12 protein-coding genes are annotated in these 17870 nt (G+C 54.8%); 9 read left to right on the top strand and 3 right to left on the bottom strand.

Annotation, left to right across the window (positions count from 1 at the left end; all coding sequences use genetic code 11):
- Positions 1-86 precede the first annotated feature (86 nt).
- Together J4E70_RS15275 and pbpC are read left to right on the top strand one after the other, a co-directional pair.
- A complete protein-coding gene (locus J4E70_RS15275) occupies positions 87-5528 on the top strand; it encodes an alpha-2-macroglobulin family protein (protein ID WP_213890515.1) in 5442 nt (1813 codons plus the stop codon).
- Positions 5525-7567: a penicillin-binding protein 1C gene (gene pbpC / locus J4E70_RS15270; RefSeq protein ID WP_213890514.1), complete on the top strand. Its 2043-nt coding sequence runs from the start codon at positions 5525-5527 to the stop codon at positions 7565-7567. Before J4E70_RS15275 ends, pbpC begins: the two co-directional genes overlap by 4 nt.
- Before the next feature lie 15 nt (positions 7568-7582).
- Here the strand turns inward: pbpC and J4E70_RS15265 are convergent, their stop codons facing one another.
- A complete protein-coding gene (locus J4E70_RS15265; RefSeq protein WP_213890513.1) occupies positions 7583-8758 on the bottom strand; it encodes an acetyl-CoA C-acyltransferase family protein in 1176 nt (391 codons plus the stop codon).
- Between the two features lie 70 nt (positions 8759-8828).
- Positions 8829-9272, bottom strand: a complete 444-nt coding sequence (locus tag J4E70_RS15260; protein WP_246531781.1) for a MarR family winged helix-turn-helix transcriptional regulator — start codon at positions 9270-9272, stop codon at positions 8829-8831.
- A 98-nt stretch (positions 9273-9370) separates the two neighbouring features.
- On the opposite strand from J4E70_RS15260, the gene J4E70_RS15255 reads away from it, so the two are divergent.
- Positions 9371-9934 (top strand): helix-turn-helix domain-containing protein, encoded by a 564-nt coding sequence (locus J4E70_RS15255; protein WP_213890511.1) that lies wholly within the window; start codon positions 9371-9373, stop codon positions 9932-9934.
- A gap of 108 nt (positions 9935-10042) precedes the next feature.
- On the opposite strand, the gene J4E70_RS15250 is transcribed toward J4E70_RS15255, so the two are convergent.
- Positions 10043-10987 (bottom strand): homocysteine S-methyltransferase family protein, encoded by a 945-nt coding sequence (locus J4E70_RS15250; protein ID WP_213890510.1) that lies wholly within the window; start codon positions 10985-10987, stop codon positions 10043-10045.
- 247 nt (positions 10988-11234) lie between these two features.
- Here J4E70_RS15250 and J4E70_RS15245 point away from each other — a divergent pair, with 247 nt between their 5' ends.
- The 6 genes from J4E70_RS15245 to fahA all read left to right on the top strand — a co-directional run bounded on the left by J4E70_RS15245 (position 11235) and on the right by fahA (position 17860).
- Entirely contained in the window at positions 11235-12437 is a 1203-nt protein-coding gene (locus J4E70_RS15245; protein WP_213890509.1) for a glycine C-acetyltransferase, read from the top strand.
- Positions 12434-13471, top strand: a complete 1038-nt coding sequence (gene tdh, locus J4E70_RS15240; protein WP_213890508.1) for an L-threonine 3-dehydrogenase — start codon at positions 12434-12436, stop codon at positions 13469-13471. Before J4E70_RS15245 ends, tdh begins: the two co-directional genes overlap by 4 nt.
- Positions 13472-13477: 6 nt before the next feature.
- Entirely contained in the window at positions 13478-14437 is a 960-nt protein-coding gene (locus tag J4E70_RS15235) for a PLP-dependent cysteine synthase family protein (protein WP_213890507.1), read from the top strand.
- 118 nt (positions 14438-14555) lie between these two features.
- The gene (gene hmgA / locus J4E70_RS15230; RefSeq protein ID WP_213890506.1) at positions 14556-15920 is read left to right on the top strand and encodes a homogentisate 1,2-dioxygenase; all 1365 of its coding nucleotides are present in this window, start codon (positions 14556-14558) and stop codon (positions 15918-15920) included.
- A gap of 10 nt (positions 15921-15930) precedes the next feature.
- Positions 15931-16569 (top strand): maleylacetoacetate isomerase, encoded by a 639-nt coding sequence (gene maiA / locus J4E70_RS15225; protein WP_213890505.1) that lies wholly within the window; start codon positions 15931-15933, stop codon positions 16567-16569.
- Positions 16570-16579: 10 nt separating this feature from the next.
- On the top strand, positions 16580-17860 hold the full coding sequence (gene fahA, locus J4E70_RS15220) for a fumarylacetoacetase (RefSeq protein ID WP_213890504.1): 1281 nt from the start codon (positions 16580-16582) through the stop codon (positions 17858-17860).
- Positions 17861-17870 lie beyond the last annotated feature (10 nt).

Below are 17870 nucleotides of genomic sequence, written 5' to 3'. Positions count from 1 at the left end.
GAACAGGCACTTAACCGCGACGGGGAAAATGTTGCCAAACCCGCTGTAGCCGTGCGACCATTGATCGAAAGCCGAGGAGGTGTCCGATGCGTTTTATTTTCAATTCATTTGTTGTTTTATTCTTTTCAGCCACCACGCTTTGGGCCGAAAGTGCTATGCCTGAAAGGCGTCTTACATTGACCCGAGATCTGGATTTCTATGGCTCAGACCTGCAGAATATTTTTGATACAACGCTGGAGGCCTGTCAGCGCATTTGCCTCTCGAACAAAGATTGCAGCGCTTTTACCTTCAACACACGCTCGAATGCTTGCTTTCCAAAAAGCACGGTGACCGAGGCGCAGCCTTATGAAGGTGCGGTTTCGGGTCGGGTTTTGCGGACAGACACCACTGTTTTAGCAACCGCCGCAACGCGACAGGCTTCGCTTGGGTTTTTGAATGAGAATGATCTAGCGGCCGCGCGTTCACTGGCAGGGGAGCTGGCTGGTTTGCATGTGACTGGCGAATGGACCGCAAAGGCACATCTGAATGCCGCCCGTACCCGCGCCGCAGCGGGTGAAACACGAAACGCATTATGGTTTACCGGTGCTGCGCTTAACCTGACTGATGCACCTGATCAATGGGCCGAGTATGCGCGCTTTGCGCTTCAACTGGCGACAGAGGATCGCGACCAAAGCTATACCTATAACGCTCGTGCAGTGTCAGCATCGGTCAATAGCTATCTGCGGGCATCGACCACAGCAGAACAGGTTTCTGCACTGACTGTCCTGGCGCAAGCACTTGAAAGACAGAATCGTGGGCGTGATATGATCCCGGCTCTAAGGCTTGCACAGGCCACGCAGCCACGGGACGAAACACAAGCCGCGCTGGAAGACGCAATTGGCAAATATGGTTTCCGCATCACAGAGCACACCGTTGACAGCGACGCCGCAACCCCGCGGATCTGCGCTGTGTTTTCCGAAGATCTGGTGCAGGCTGGGTTAGATTATTCACCTTATGTGCAATTGCCTGAAGCTGGGATGACCGTTGAACAGAACGGGCAACAGATTTGCATAGAGGGTGTCGAACATGGCAGCCGCTACCGCGTTCAGTTCCGTGAAGGACTGCCTGCCGCCAGTGGCGAAGCGCTTAGCAAATCGGTTGAACTGAACCTTTACGTTCGCGATCGCAGCCCTGCTGTTAGGTTCTCAGGTAGAGCCTACGTATTGCCAAAGTCTGGCGATGCTGCTCTGCCAATTGAATCGGTCAACGTTGATACTGTTGATCTGACACTCAGCCGAGTGAGTGATCGTAACCTTCTGCGTGCCATTCAGGACAATTACTTTGGCCGTCCGATGAATTATTGGCAGGAACAGAACTTCAGTTCTGATATTGCCGAACAGATATGGCAGGGTACTGGCAGCGTTGAGATGACGCTCAATCAGGATATGACCACGCGCCTGCCAATGGGCGATGTTATCGGGGAGTTGCCAGCGGGCATTTATACCCTGCGTGCGTCAGTTCCGGGTTCCGACAGTGATACGCCTACAGCGACGCAATGGTTTGTTCTTTCTGACCTTGGAATTGCCACGCTGAGCGGTGCAGATGGGCTGCATGTCTTTGTGCGAAGCCTGGGAAGCGCTGCGCCAAAAGAAGGCACAGCCGTCACCCTGCTTTCACGTGCGAACGCGGTATTGGCTGAGACTATGACCGATGCGCGTGGCTATGCGCATTTCGCAGAGGGTCTGATCAGCGGGCGCGGCGCGTCTGCTCCGGCACTTTTGACAGTGGCAGACCGGAAAACAGACATTGCGTTTCTGTCGCTGACTGACCCAGAGTTTGACCTCTCGGATCGCGGGGTCGAAGGCCGTGCACCTGCCGGGGCCATCGATGTTTTTGTAACGACTGACAGGGGCGCCTACCGCGCTGGTGAAACAGTGCATGCGACTGCACTAGCGCGTGATGGAAAGGCAGAGGCGCTTTCTGGTCTGCCGCTAACCGCGGTACTGACCCGCCCCGATGGTGTGGAATACAGCCGTGAAACCTCGACCGATGCACAGGCAGGAGGCCATGTTTTCGACCTGCCCATCATTCCTTCGGCACCACGAGGCACCTGGCGACTGGCGCTTTACGCTGATCCGGATGCGCCGGCGCTGACCCGCACCAGTTTTCTGGTTGAGGATCTTTTGCCAGAGCGGATCGACTTTATCCTCGCACTCCCCGACACGCCGTTGCGTCTAAGCGATCAGCCAACACTGACTGTTGATGCGCGATACCTGTTCGGGGCACCCGGCGCGGAATTGCCTGTTGAAGGCGAAGTTCTGGTCCGTGCAACAAACGGGCTGCCCGACTTTCCCGGGTATGTCTTTGGCCGATATGACCAGAGGTTCGAACCACAGATAGATGTTCTGCCATTCGGGCAGCGCACAGATGCCGCTGGCCGCGCGATGCTGCCAGTGACCTTTCCACAGTTCGAAGGCGTGATTGATCGCCCACTTGAGGCACGTCTGACCGTGCGTGTGGCCGAAGGGTCCGGTCGCCCGGTAGAGCGTGAACTGACACAACGCCTTGCCCCTGCAAGCTCGCTTATTGGGATCAAGCCCTTGTTTGACGGCGTTGTCGCCGAAGGCAGCAAAGCCCATTTTAATGTGATCGCTATTGATGAAACAGAAACCCCAACCCCAATGCGGGTACGCTGGTCAATCAACCGGGTCGAAACACACTATCAGTGGTATCGACTTTACGGCAACTGGAACTGGGAGCCAACGGTTACACGTAGTCGTGTGGCAAGTGGTGAGGCTGACCTGAACGGCACCCCGCTTGAGATTAGCGCACCAGTCGAATGGGGTCGCTATGAAGTTAAAGTAGAACGCCTTGGCAGTGACTATACTGCCAGCTCTACAGACTTTTACGCGGGCTGGTACGCACCGGCAGATGCGTCGGCCACACCTGATACGCTGGCCGTGTCGCTAGACAAACCAGCTTACGCAAGCGGTGAGACCGCGACTTTGCGTGTTGTGCCACGATATGCGGGAAAGGCGCTGATCACGGTCGTTTCAAACCGCCTTATTGATATGCAGACGGTCGAGGTGTCTGAGGGTGAAAACCTGATCCCGCTTACGGTGACGGATGACTGGGGTGCCGGGGCTTACGTCACCGCTACAGTCATTCGCCCGATGGATGTTGCAGTAGGGCATAACCCTGCCCGCGCGCTGGGCCTTTCGTATGCACCAGTTGATCCGGGGCTGCACAAGCTTACTGCATCGTTCGATGTTCCGGCAGAATCTGCTCCGCGGTCTGCGCTTGATGTCGCCTTGAAAGTTGACGAGATTTCTCCGGGCGAAACCGCTTATGCGACAATTGCCGCTGTAGATGTTGGCATCCTCAATCTCACAGCCTTTGAAAGCCCGGACCCATCGGATCACTACTTTGGTCAGCGCAAGCTGGGCATGGGAATGCGTGATCTTTATGGCCGCCTGATTGACGGAATGAATGGGGCAATGGGCACCGTGCGCTCTGGTGGAGACGCTGGTGCGCAAGGCCGGCTGCAATCCCCGCCGCCGACTGAGGAACTCGTTGCCTACTTCTCCGGCCCGGTCACGGTTGGCGCAGATGGTATTGCGCGCACCAGCTTTGACATGCCGTCGTTCAATGGCACCGTTCGGCTGATGGCTGTGGTCTGGTCGGGCACTGGCGTGGGTCAGGCAGAGGCAGACATTCTGGTGCGCGATCCGGTTGTAGTTACCGCCAGTTTGCCCCGGTTCCTGTCGCCGGGGGATGAGACCCGGATGCTATTGGAAGTGGTGCATGCCACCGGGCCATCCGGTCGGGTTGGGCTTGATGTAACGGCAGATGGGGTAACGCTTGGCACGCTTCCATCGGGCTTTGATATCGGTGACCAAGGCAAATTCACAGTTTCCGTACCCGTCACGGCAGGGGATGTTGGCCTGCAAACGATCAACATTGCGCTAACCACACCCGATGGTCGGCAGCTCACCAAAACAGTCACTATTCCGGTGCAAATTGGCGATCCTGAGATCGCGCGCACCAGCCGGTTTACACTCGCTGCGGGGAAAAGTTTCAGCTTTGATGCGGATGTTTTTGCTGATCTGCGTTCCGGAACTGGCACTGCAACCCTTTCAGTTGGCCCGCTTGCACGGTTCGATGCGCCGGGTCTTTTGCAGGCGCTTGATCGTTACCCCTATGGCTGTACCGAACAGGTCACATCGCGAGCGCTGCCGCTGCTGTATTTCGATCAGGTTGCAGAGGTGATGGGCCTTGCAACGCGTGATCAGGTTGCCTTGCGCATTAATCAGGCGATTGCAGAGGTTCTGACCAACCAATCCTCGAATGGGGCGTTTGGCCTGTGGCGCGCAGATACAGGTGACTTCTGGCTTGATGCTTATGTCACAGACTTCCTGGGTCGCGCCCGAACGCAGGGCTTTACCGTTCCTGATCTGGCGTTCCGGCAGGCCCTGAATAATCTGCGAAATCAGGTCAACTACGCCCCTGATTTTGATGAGGGCGGGCAAGAGATTGCCTATGCGCTCTTTGTTTTGGCACGCGAAGGGGCCGCAGCCACGGGCGACTTGCGTTACTACGCCGATGTAAAAGGCGATGCCTTTTCCACGCCGCTTGCCGCCGCGCAGCTTGCTGCGGCATTGGCAAGCTATGGTGACCAGACTCGCGCAGATGCAATGTTTGCCCGCGCTGCGCGCCTGATGGCCAGCCGGATGGGTGACGAGACCGCGCAGCTTTGGCGCACCGATTATGGCACCAACCTGCGCGATGCGGCTGCGGTGTTGACCCTTGCGGTTGAGGCCGGGACAGAGGTGATTGATCGTGCCACGCTTGCGGATCGAATTGCGCCTTTGCAGGGTTCTCGCAACCGATCAACGCAAGAGGCGATGTGGACCCTTCTGGCGGCAAACGCCCTGATCCAGTCTCCGCAGATGCAGGGCTTCACGGTGAGCGGTGAATCGGTTGATGGCCCACTTGTGCGTGTTCTCGAGAGCCAGACAAATACCGGTTCACTTGAAATCCGTAACGGTAGTGAAAATGAAGCCACAGTTACGGTAACTACCTTTGGTATCCCCTCGGAACCAGAGCCGGCGGGCGGCAATGGGTATGCTATAGAAAGGCTCTATTACACCTTAGATGGTGCTGAAGTAGCGCCAGATCGTGTTCCTGTCGGGACGCGTCTTGTGACTGTTATCAAGGTCTCACCCTTCGCGAAAATCGAGGCACGCCTGATGGTCAATGACCCGCTTCCGGCTGGGTTTGAAATTGATAACCCGAACCTGATGCGTGGGGGTGATATCGGCGCACTTGAGTGGTTGGAATTGCATGAGGACGTGGAAACTACGGAGTTTCGGCAAGATCGTTTTCTTGCCGCTGTTGACTGGCGCAGCGATAAGCCTTTCCGGCTTGCCTATATCGTCCGAGCGATTTCACCGGGCTCATTCCACCATCCGGCGGCAAGCGTTGAAGATATGTATCGCCCAGCGTTCCGCGCCCGCACTGCTGCGGGGCAGATCAAGGTTGTTGAATGATACGCCGCTTTGGCATCTTCCTGCTGGTTGCGGGGTTGTTGATTACGGCTGCCGTTCGCGATGAATTTGATCGCTGGGTGAACGCGACAGAACTGCCAGTTTTGCTGACGGAAACATCGGTCGAGGTTCTGGCGCGCGACGGAACATTGTTGCGGGCATATACCGTTGCCGATGGGCGCTGGCGGTTGGCGACCACGCTTGACGGAACAGACCCCGGCTACCTTCAGATGCTTATCGCGTTTGAGGATAAAAGGTTCTTCCAGCATTCCGGCGTTGATTTGCGTGCCATGCTGCGCGCGCTAGGGCAAGCCATATGGAATGGGCGGGTGGTTTCAGGCGGCTCCACACTGACCATGCAGGTTGCGCGTTTGCTGGAAGATAGTGGTACCGGCCATTGGGCCGGAAAGCTGCGCCAGATCAGGGTCGCACTGGCCCTGGAAAGACAGCTCACAAAAGAGCAGATATTGACGCTTTATCTCAATCGAGCACCGTTTGGCGGAAATCTGGAAGGATTGCGCGCGGCAACACGCGCATATTTTGGTAAAGATCCGCGTCGGTTAACCCCGGCTCAAGCTGCGGTGTTGATCGCTTTGCCTCAGGCCCCGGAAACACGTAGGCCAGACCGTTACCAAGGTCGTGCAACAGTTGCTCGGGATCGTGTTTTGGAGCGCATGAGTCGCGCTGGAATATTGGATGCTGGCGACGTAATTGCCGCAAAAACAGAGTCTGTTCCGGCGGAAAGGCGTAGTTTTCCTGCCTTGGCCCCCCATATTGCGGATCGCGCTATTGCGGAGAATTCCCAGCAGAATCGTCACGATCTGACACTTGATGCCGCGCTACAATCTTCCTTGGAAAAACTCGCCAGTGATGCAGTGGCCGGGCATGGCGACCGTCTGTCTGTTGCAATGCTGGTTGCAGATCATCAAACTGGCGAAATCCTCGCCTCGGTTGGGTCGGCTTCGTACCGCGCCGACGGTCGGCAGGGATTTGTCGATATGACGCAGGCACTGCGTTCTCCGGGCTCCACCCTTAAACCGCTTGTTTATGCTCTCGCGTTTGAGCAAGGGCTCGCGCATCCGGAAACACTGATCGACGATCGCCCGACAGCCTTTGGCAGCTATATGCCACAAAATTTTGATGGGGCGTTTCGCGGGACACTGAGGGTGCGTGATGCGCTTCAGCAGTCCCTCAATATCCCCGTGGTGACGCTGACAGAGGCGTTGGGACCCGCGCATTTGATGGCGCGTTTGCGTCGCTCGGGTGCCACGCCAGTCGTCCCTGGCGGTCAACCAGGACTTGCTGTTGCTCTGGGTGGGGTCGGGATCACCCTGACGGACATGGTGCAGCTTTACGGTGCCCTTGCGAATGGCGGTATGTCGCAGCCATTGCGTTGGAAAACAGGCTCTATTCAGGCTGAAAACAATGCAAATGTGACGTCACCCGAGGCCGCGTGGCAGGTGGGAAACATACTCTCGGGTCTTGCCCCTCCGCCGAATGCGCCGCGCAACAGGCTTGCCTACAAGACAGGCACCTCTTACGGCCACCGGGACGCATGGGCCATTGGTTATGATGGTAAACATGTGATTGGTGTTTGGTTTGGTCGCCCTGACGGAACACCTGTCCCCGGAGTGTTTGGCGGAGATCTTGCAGCCCCATTGCTGTTTGATGCATTTGCGCGTCTGAAGCCAGAGCTGGCCCCGCTCCCGCCACCACCACCCGCAACGCTGATCGTCGGCAATGCAGACCTGCCACAACCCTTGCAACGGTTCCGCAGCCGAACCGCTGTCTTTGAGCCTGACAACAACGCACCAAAGCTCGCCTTTCCACCAGACGGCGCGGTGCTTGATTTATCTGACACTTTGGTCGTGAAGGTCCGCAATGGCCTTGCACCCTTCACATGGTTGATGAACGGCCAGCCCGTTGTTGTGTCGACCTACGAAAGACAATCCCAGATACCGCTGGCGGGCCCCGGCTTTTTACATCTTTCCGTTATTGATGCCGAAGGTCAGGCAGCACGGGCGGATATTTCCCTCAGATAGACCAGCGCAAGCAGATCAAAGTCGCTCTATCGCCAAGGCAATGCCCTGGCCGCCGCCAATGCACATCGTGATCAATGCTTTGTTTCCGCTTATCCGCTCCAGCTCATAGAGGGCTTTAACGGTTAAAATGGCACCCGTCGCACCCACCGGGTGACCCAAAGCAATCGCGCCACCATTTGGGTTGACCTTTGCCGGGTCAAAGCCAAGCGCGTTGCTGACGGCAAGCGCCTGCGCAGCAAAAGCTTCGTTGGATTCAATCAGGTCAAAATCATCTACGGTGAGGCCCGTTTTCTTGAGCAGCTTTTCAACCGCCGGAATTGGCCCAACGCCCATAACTTCGGGTCGCACACCCGCGTGGGCATACCCGATGATCCGCGCCTTTGGGCGCAAACCCGCACGCTCTGCCGCATCGGCCCGCGCAAGGATAACCACGCCTGCGCCATCGTTAATACCAGAGGCATTTCCGGCGGTAACAGAGCCGTTTTTCTGGAAAGCGGTGCGTAAGCCAGCCAAAGCTTCTGCGCTGGTTTCTTTGGGGTGTTCATCTGTGTCGAAGTCTATCATTTCCCGCCCGGCGCGTACTTCGACCGTTGCGATCTGAGATTTGAAATGCCCTGCTTTAATTGCAGTTGCTGCACGCCGCTGGCTTTCCAGTGCAAAGGCGTCCTGCATCTCGCGGCTGACCTGGTGCTCGGAGGCGACATTCTCGGCGGTTACGCCCATGTGGCCGGTGCCAAAGGGGCATTGCAATGTACCAAGCATCATGTCCTGCGATACCACATTGCCCATTTTTTGCCCCCATCGCGCGGCGGGCATGATGTAGGGAGAACGGCTCATGCATTCAGCACCGCCGGCCAGAGCAAAATCTGCATCCCCGTCTGCAAGCGCCTGCGCCGCAGAAGTAATTGCCTGCACGCCAGAACCACAAAGCCGGTTAACGTTCATCGCCGGGGTGCTTTCCGGTACACCTGCCTGCATCGCCGCGACGCGAGACAAGTACATATCGCGGGGTTCGGTATTGATGATGTGGCCGAAAACCACATGACCGATCTGCTTGCCGTCAACCCCGGCGCGCTCCATCGCCGCTTTCGCAGCAATCGTTCCAAGCTCGATGGGGGGTGTACCAGCGAGTGATCCGCCAAAGGTGCCAATTGCCGTGCGTGCGCCATCAAGTATCACAATATCAGTCATGGGTGTTCCTCATCGAAATTTTGATGGTAGTCTAACGCCAAGCACCACGTCTGCGCAGCATGACGTTCCGTCACAAGCGGTCACAATTTTCTGTATTGTCCAGAAATCGTTTAAGCAGAGCTCGAAACGTTCCTGCGTCATCGCCCAGGCTTTGCATTGCGTCGTCCTCATAGGCGCGCGCCATCGGTGCGATATCGTCAATCATACTGCGCCCCTTATCTGTCAGCGCCAGTTCAACGAGCCTGCGGTCGGTTTTGTTCACGCGTTTCGTGACATAGCCGGACGCCTCTAGACGGCTTGCGGCCCGGCTTACCTTGGATTTGTCCATATCAACCCGATTGTGAATTTCCCGTACGCTGACAGCACCAGCCTGCGAAAGATGCGCAACAACCCGCCATTCCGGTACGGAAATATTATATTTCTGCCTGTATAGAGCCGAAAACATACGGCTGGCGCGCGAGGACGCCACTGCAAGCTGGTAGGGTAAAAAACTGTCCAGAACAAATTCGGTCATCATCCAGCCCTTATTTCATTGCATCTAATATGACTGCATGTTTCCACGCCTGATTCAAGTGATTGACACATAGAGGGCGCACAGCGCAGGGTCCGGTTATGTCTGAAAGCACCGAAATACTCGATCGTCTTGCGATGCGGCTGAAAGAAACCCGCCGCTCGAAGGGGTTGTCGCTGGAAGCCGTTTCGAAACTGTCCGGCGTGTCCCGGTCGATGGTCAGTCAGATTGAAAGAGGCGAGTCTTCGCCAACGGTTGCAACGCTCTGGAACCTGACACAGGCGCTACAGGTGGATTTTGCAGGGCTTCTTGAGGGAGGCGATACGGTTGATCAGATCGAAGTGATCCGTGCAGATCAGACTCCGACAATTGTGCAACGCGGCGAAGGGTGCCGTATTCGCATACTATCGCCCCCCGAAGACGCGGGGCGGCACGAGGTTTACGATTTACGGTTCGAGATTGGTGGCGTTCTTGATAGCCAGCCACATGCCCAGGGTGCGCGTGAAGCGTTAACCGTTGTTTCTGGAAAAGTCCGCGTGACCTCGGGCGAGGTCAGTGAAATATTGAACGAAGACGATACCGGACATTACGCCGCGGACTGCACCCACAGGATTGAGGCGCTTGATGGTCCTGCCCGTGCATTTTTGACTGTCCAGAATGCTTAAAACGAACAATCCATACGACCAACAGGCATAGTTAGGCTCTATTTTTTCGTATTTAAGTAGCAAATGACGAGTTGGCACCTGCGTAGCGGTTCCGTTGCACTGAGGACGCTATCGGGCTTTTTCCAGAGCTTTGCAGATCTTTTCCATATGTGTGTAATCAGTGCCGCAGCACCCACCGAAAACGTTCATGTGCGGGTAGTTCATTTTCAGGTCGCTATACTGGTGCGCCAACTCATCTGGGTTTCCCTCATCCAGGTGCCCGAGTTGGCACAATGTTCCGTGATCAAGAGAAGAGGCATTCGCACGAATACCGCGAATGCGCTTTGACCATTTTTTTTGCGCAAGCGCAGGCCCAAAATCGGAAGGGTGTGAACAGTTTATCATGTAGTACGCTGGTGCATTGCCCGTGGCATCGTCAACCAGATTGATTGCCTCTCCAAGGGTTTCGCCGCTTCTAAGGCGCCGGTTCTTTTCCAACGTGAATGAGATTACAGAAGGCAGACCGGATGACTTTGCCGCCTGTGCAATGCCAATCGCTTCTTGCGTTGAATTTAATGTGAGCGCAGTGACAATGTTAAAACCGGCGTCCTTGAATGTTTCAATTTGCTCCGCGTGATAATCCGCAGAACCTTTTGACGTCAGAGTCTTATTTTGTTGGTACGCATCGCCCTTGGGCCCGATACAGCCGCTATAAACCGTATCCTCTGCGTTCAAACCGGCTTCTTCAGCAACCTCCTGGTAAAGCGAAAGACATCGGCGGTTCATTTCGGCCAGTGATTTATCCGTATATCCGAGCAGATGCCCCCAGTCCCGACTGGCCCTATAAGTCAGGCTGTCAAAGATGAACCCGGTATTCCGAATTTTTGCGATATCAGCAAATGCGCGGTAGTAGGACCGTAGCGCCTTGGTGGCTGTTGCGTCGTTCAACAAATGGAATGCGCTAAACTCCGGCAGGTCAAACCCACGTTTGTACATTAGCCAGGTTTCGGTGCCGCCATCGGTCAGATATAATTTATGTGTTTCATGGGGTAATGTTGGTGATGGCCGTGTCATCTTGATCTCCTGACTAAGAAACTTGCCAACTTGGCTTATGCAGAGATGCTATTTCAACCGCCTGATTGACAACAAACGATATTAATTCGCACGATAGATTAGTTTTTCTAATGTATGGTTCGATGCGTCGGCAAATGCCCACTCTCAATCAATTGCCCGGCTGTGAATTGTCCTATATCACGGAATGAAATCCGTTATATTGCATAAGTTCGCTATTATGGTAGAAAGCACCCAAAGGGAGCAGAGCATGACAAAGCGATTCTTAGACCAGATACGTGAGACACTGACTCAGATCGATGCTGATGGGTTGATGAAGCGCGAGCGACTTATCACATCGCCCCAGGGCGGGCGTATAACGGTGTCTCAAAATGGGAAGACCCGTGAAAATGTCGTGAACCTCTGCGCAAACAATTATCTTGGTCTGGCAGATAACGCAGATCTGATTAAAGCTGCAAAAGACAGCTATGACGCACAGGGCTATGGCATGGCGTCGGTCCGATTCATTTGCGGAACAAAGGATATTCACAGACAGTTGGAGCAACGTCTTGCTGGCTTTCTTGGCAAAGACGATTCCATTCTGTTTGCAGCCTGTTTTGACGCGAATGGTGCAGTATTCGAGCCGCTTTTAGGACCGGAAGACGCTGTTATTTCAGATTCGCTGAACCATGCTTCTATCATCGACGGCATCCGCCTGTGCAAAGCACGGCGGTTTCGCTACGCGAACTCGAATATGGGCGAACTCGAGGATCGTTTGAAAGAAGCGCGCGAAGGCGGTGCGCGCCACATCATGATTGCCACCGACGGTGTGTTTTCGATGGATGGGTATCTTGCGAAGTTGCCAGAGATCACCGCACTTGCGGAAAAATACGAGGCACTTGTCCTGATCGACGATTGCCACGCAACCGGGTTCATGGGTCCACAAGGGCGCGGGATGCCCGCGCATTTCGGCGTTGATGTTGATATTCTGACTGGCACATTGGGCAAGGCGCTTGGCGGAGCTATCGGTGGATACATCGCTGGCCCTCAGCCAGTCATTGACCTGTTGCGCCAGCGTGCGCGACCTTACCTGTTTTCAAACTCTCTGCCGCCGGCTGTTGTCATGGCAGGCCTCAAAGCGCTCGACTTGGTCGAAGCGGGTGATGATCTGCGCCAGCAGCTTTTTGAAAACACGGCTTATTGGCGTGCCGGTTTGACCGATTTGGGTTTTGATCTTTTGCAGGGCGAACACCCGATTGTTCCGGTGATGCTGGGCGACGCACGACTTTCACAAGACATGGCCGCCGCCTTATTTGACCTGGGTGTCTATGTCGCCGGCTTCTTTTTTCCGGTGGTACCAAAAGGTCGTGCACGGATCAGAACGCAGATGAATGCGGCTCTAACAAGGGCCGATCTGGATTTTGCGCTTGATGCTTTTGCGGAGGCGGGTCGAAAAACGGGAGTGTTGTCATGACGAATATGATGAAGGCTCTGGTAAAGGCCAAACCAGAAGAAGGCCTTTGGATGGAACACCACCCGGTTCCGGAGATCGGCCCGGATGACGTTCTGATCCGCATCCATAAAACAGGAATATGCGGCACGGATATCCATATCTGGAATTGGGATGAATGGGCGGCCAAAACCGTTCCCGTGCCCCTTATCACAGGTCACGAATTCGCGGGAGAGATTGTCGAACTTGGCAAAAACGTCGAAGGGCTGACAATCGGCCAGCGTTGCTCGGGTGAGGGGCATCTTATCGGTAAAACATCCCGTCAGTCGCGGGCGGGAAAATTTCACCTTGATCCAGCAACTCGCGGTATTGGTGTGAACGAACAGGGCGCATTCGCTGAATATCTGCGGCTTCCCGCCTTTAACGTTGTTCCCCTTCCGGACGAAATTTCCGATGACATCGGAGCAATCCTTGACCCGCTTGGAAATGCTGTTCACACTGCTTTGTCATTTGATCTTGTGGGCGAGGATGTATTGGTCACCGGTGCAGGACCCATCGGCATTATGGCGGCTGCAGTTGCAAGGCATGTTGGCGCGCGCCACGTTGTGATCACAGACGTTAACCCTGACCGTCTTGCACTGGCCGGCCGCGTTGCAGATGTACGCCCGGTGAATGTGCTGGAAGAGGAACTTTCAGACGTAATAGAGTCTTTTAAGATGAAACAAGGTTTTGATGTCGGGCTTGAAATGTCCGGCAATCAGGCCGCACTTGACCAGATGGTCGAAGCGCTCGTTATGGGCGGGCGGATCGCGCTTCTTGGTATTCCGCCTGGCAAATCCCCGGTCGACTGGTCGCGCATCGTTTTCAAGGCAATCACGATCAAAGGTGTCTACGGGCGCGAGATTTTTGAAACCTGGTACAAGATGATCGCCATGTTGCAGAACGGGCTGGATGTTTCTGGCGTGATCACGCATCGTTTTCATGTTGATGATTTTCGCGAAGGTTTCGCCGCGATGAAAAGCGGATCATCCGGCAAGGTTGTTCTTGATTGGGGGTAGCGTGCGGTGCAAGCGCATGACTCTATACTCGGGGCTATAGGGAATACCCCAGCCGTCTGGCTGGATCGTATCGTGGCGTCACGCGGTCTGAACGGACGCATCCTTGCAAAACTTGACTACTTAAACCCCGGCTTTTCGAAAAAAGATCGTGCCGCCTTGGGAATTGTAGAAGAGGCAGAACGAAACGGCAGCCTTAAACCCGGCCAGACAGTGGTAGAGCTGACCTCTGGTAATATGGGGACCGGTCTCGCCATTGTTTGTTCGGTCAAAGGATATCCGTTCGTTGCAGTCATGTCGCGTGGCAACTCCCCCGAACGGGCCCGAATGATGGGGGCACTTGGGGCAGAGGTTGTTCTGGTTGACCAGTGTGAAGGTTCTATCCCAGGAGAGGTTTCGGGCGGGGACCTCTCAAAGGTGGATGACGTGGCCACGCAGATCACTGTTGACCGCGGTGCCTTTCGCGCGGATCAGTTTCACAGGCTTGGCAATCCGGACGCACATGCAAACAGCACGGCGCCCGAGATTTGGGAGCAGTCTGGCGGCACCCTTGATGCCTTTGTAGATTTTGCAGGGTCTGGCGGAACCTACACCGGGACGATCCGGGGGCTTAAAGCAGTGAAACCGGAAATACGTGGATACATTGTTGAACCGGATGGTGCTGCGGTTATATCAAAACAGGCTCTGACACGCCTTAATCATCCAATTCAGGGTGGCGGATACGCGATGCCGGATTTGGCTTTCTTGGAACGCGCGCCCATCGACGGAACCCTGATTGTAACTGGTGAAGAAGCACGTGAAGCCACACGCGCATTGGCAAAGGAAGAAGGAATTTTTGCCGGATTTTCAAGCGGCGCAAATTTGGCGGCCGCTTTACAATTGCTGGCGGGTGAACTTTCGAGAATGACCATCGCGATCGTAATCTGCGACAGTGGACTAAAGTATTTGTCTACTGATCTATGGGATTAGGATCGTTCCCCGCTTGACTTCGTTGCATTTGCAACGATATACTTTGCGCCATCTTCATTACAGAATGAGTGTATGATTGTGCAGGCTTGGTCTTGTCACCTGACGGGAGGAAACGCGAATGAATGTCCAGAAATCCACACGCGAAATGACACGTGCAGCGGCGCCACAAGGCAGTATCGATCCGTATTACATGCCAGGTTTTGGGAATGATTTTGAAACAGAGGCCCTGCCGGACGCCCTGCCGCAGGGCATGAACAGCCCACAAAGATGCAACTACGGGCTCTATGGTGAGCAGCTGACCGGGACCGCGTTTACCGCGCCCAGCCATCAAAACGAACGGACATGGTGCTATCGCATTCGCCCGTCCGTCAAACACACACATCGATTCGAAAAGATCGACGTGCCGATGTGGAAATCAGCGCCCTGCATTGACCCTGATATCATTTCTCTTGGCCAATACCGCTGGGATCCGGTGCCGCATACAGACACGCCGCTGACTTTTGTCACCGGCATGTACACAATGACTACCGCTGGCGATGTGAACACTCAGGTTGGAATGGCAAACCACATCTACCTTGTTACCGCCTCTATGGAGGATGATTACTTCTTCTCGGCTGATTCAGAGATGCTGATTATTCCGCAGGACGGAAAACTTCGATTCCACACTGAACTTGGCACAATCGATCTTGCGCCAAAGGAAATTGCAATTATTCCACGCGGTCTCGTGTTCCGGGTTGAACTGCTTGAAGGGCCTGCGCGCGGTTTCGTCTGTGAAAATTACGGTCAAAAGTTTGAATTACCAGGTCGCGGCCCGATTGGTGCAAACTGTATGGCGAACCGGAGAGACTTCAAAACCCCCGTGGCGGCATTTGAAGACCGCGAAGTTCCGTCAACAGTGACAGTAAAATGGTGCGGCCAGTTCCACAAAACTAACATCGGTCATAGCCCACTTGATGTGGTCGCATGGCACGGCAACTACGCACCGGTCAAATATGATCTCAGAACATATTGTCCGGTTGGCGCTATTTTGTTTGACCACCCTGACCCATCGATTTTTACTGTATTAACAGCACCTTCCGGTGTTCCCGGTACTGCTAACATCGACTTTGCGTTATTCCGCGAACGCTGGATGGTTGCTGAAAACACCTTCCGTCCGCCGTGGTATCACAAGAACATCATGAGCGAGCTGATGGGCAACATCTATGGCCAGTATGACGCAAAACCCGAAGGTTTTGTTCCCGGCGGCATGTCGCTTCACAACATGATGTTGCCACACGGCCCTGACGAAAACGCGTTTGAGGGTGCCTCAAACTCTGACCTCAAGCCTGAAAAGCTCGACAACACCATGTCCTTCATGATCGAAACGCGCTTCCCGCAACAACTGACACCATTTGCAGCAACCGAAGCACCATTGCAGGATGATTACATCGACTGCTGGACCGGTATTCACAAGAAATTCGATGGCACCCCCGGTTTGAAGTGAGTTGGCAAAAATGAAGCTTTATAGCTATTGGCGGTCTACGGCCGCCTACCGGGTCAGAATTGCGCTGAACCTGAAGGGTATCGACCACGAAACCGTTCCGGTGGATTTGGTCAAGGATGGCGGCCAGCAACACGCGCCTGACTATGTTGCGAAAAACCCGGCGCATCTTGTTCCGTCACTGGAATTGCCTGACGGAACTGTTCTGACCCAATCGCTTGCGATCATTGATTATCTGGATGCGCTTGTGCCAGAACCCACCTTGTTGGTGACTGATCCGGTGAAGCGCGCAAAGGAACTAGCGATTGCACACACGATCGCGATGGATATTCATCCCGTAAACAACCTTCGCGTGGTACAACATCTGAGCGCTGAGTTTGGCGCAGCTGCAGATGCAAAAGCAGAGTGGATGCGCCATTGGATGAAAATCGGATTTGATGCACTTTCTGCCCTGTTAGAGCCTAACAAACCCTTTGCGGCAGGCGAAAATCCTAGTCTCGCAGACATCTGTATCGTCGCGCAGATGTATAATGCGCACCGTTGGGGTCTTGACCTTGCACCATATGCCCGTCTTCTTGAAATAGAAGATGGCTGCCTTGCGTTGAAACCCTTTGCCGATGCACGGCCAGAGGCCCAGCCAGACGCCGCCTGAAAGGAACACTATGTCCGGACTGCTCAAATCCTGGGTTGAAAGTGCCAATTCGGCAGAAACCCAATTTCCGCTTAACAACCTGCCCTACGGCGTTTTCAGCATGTATGATGAAGAGCCCCGCTGCGGAGTTGCGATCGGAGATATGATTCTGGATGTGGCATATCTGGAAGAAGAAGGCGTTATTTCAATCGACGACGAACCAGTGCTTGATCTGCCATTCTGGAACGAAGTGATGGAAACGGGCCCTGAAAACTGGTCAGCACTGCGTGCCCGATTGACAGAGATTTTGGCAGAGGGTGGCGATGACGTGCTTTCCTCTGACTCGGAAATGCGGGCTCGGGCGCTTCTGCCCATGAAAGACGCGACTTTGCACTTGCCGTTGGTCGTTTCCGAATACACGGATTTTTACGCAGGCATGCAACACGCCAAGAATATGGGTGCAATCCTGCGCGGCTCCCCTGACCTACCGGCGAACTGGTTGCATATTCCTATCGGCTACAATGGCCGTGCGTCGTCTGTCGTAGTCTCGGGCACCGAAATTCACCGCCCCCTTGGCCAAACCAAGGCCCCGGATGCAGACATCCCATCCTTTGGCCCGACCAAACGGCTTGATATAGAGCTTGAAATGGGGGCCATTGTCGGCACAACTACCGCGCTTGGCCAACCGGTCACAGTTGATCAGGCCGACGCGATGATCTTTGGGTACGTGCTGCTCAATGACTGGTCCGCGCGCGACATTCAGGGGTGGGAGTATCAGCCGCTTGGTCCGTTTCAGGGCAAAGCCTTTGGCACCACGATAAGCCCATGGATCGTAACCGCAGAGGCACTGGAGGCATTTCGCAAGCCAACACCGCCCCGCGAAAAGGAACTGCTACCTTATCTGACCGAAAACAAACCCGGACTTTATGACATATCGCTTCAAGTTGATATGCAGCCAGAGGGTGCCGCAAAACCAACCACGATTTGCCAGACAAATTACGCGCGCATGTATTACTCAGCAGCACAACAATTGTGCCATCACGCGGTCTGCGGTTGCGCGATGAACGCAGGTGATTTGTTGGGCTCTGGCACCATTTCGGGCAGCAATAGAGACGAATATGGCTCTCTGATGGAACTTAGCTGGGCCGGAAAAGAACCGATCTCGCTCGATACGGGTGAGACCAGAACCTTTATCGAAGACGGTGACACGCTGACGCTGCGAGGTCACGCGCGGGGCGATGGGTTCACGATTGGTTTTGGTGAATGTACCGGTAAAATTCTGCCGGCAATCAACTTCCCCCCCAAAACATAGATGTCCGCGA

The organism is Pseudohalocynthiibacter aestuariivivens (assembly GCF_018457175.1).
Classification (GTDB): domain Bacteria; phylum Pseudomonadota; class Alphaproteobacteria; order Rhodobacterales; family Rhodobacteraceae; genus Pseudohalocynthiibacter; species Pseudohalocynthiibacter aestuariivivens.
This window is presented reverse-complemented; position numbering and strand designations above follow the sequence as displayed.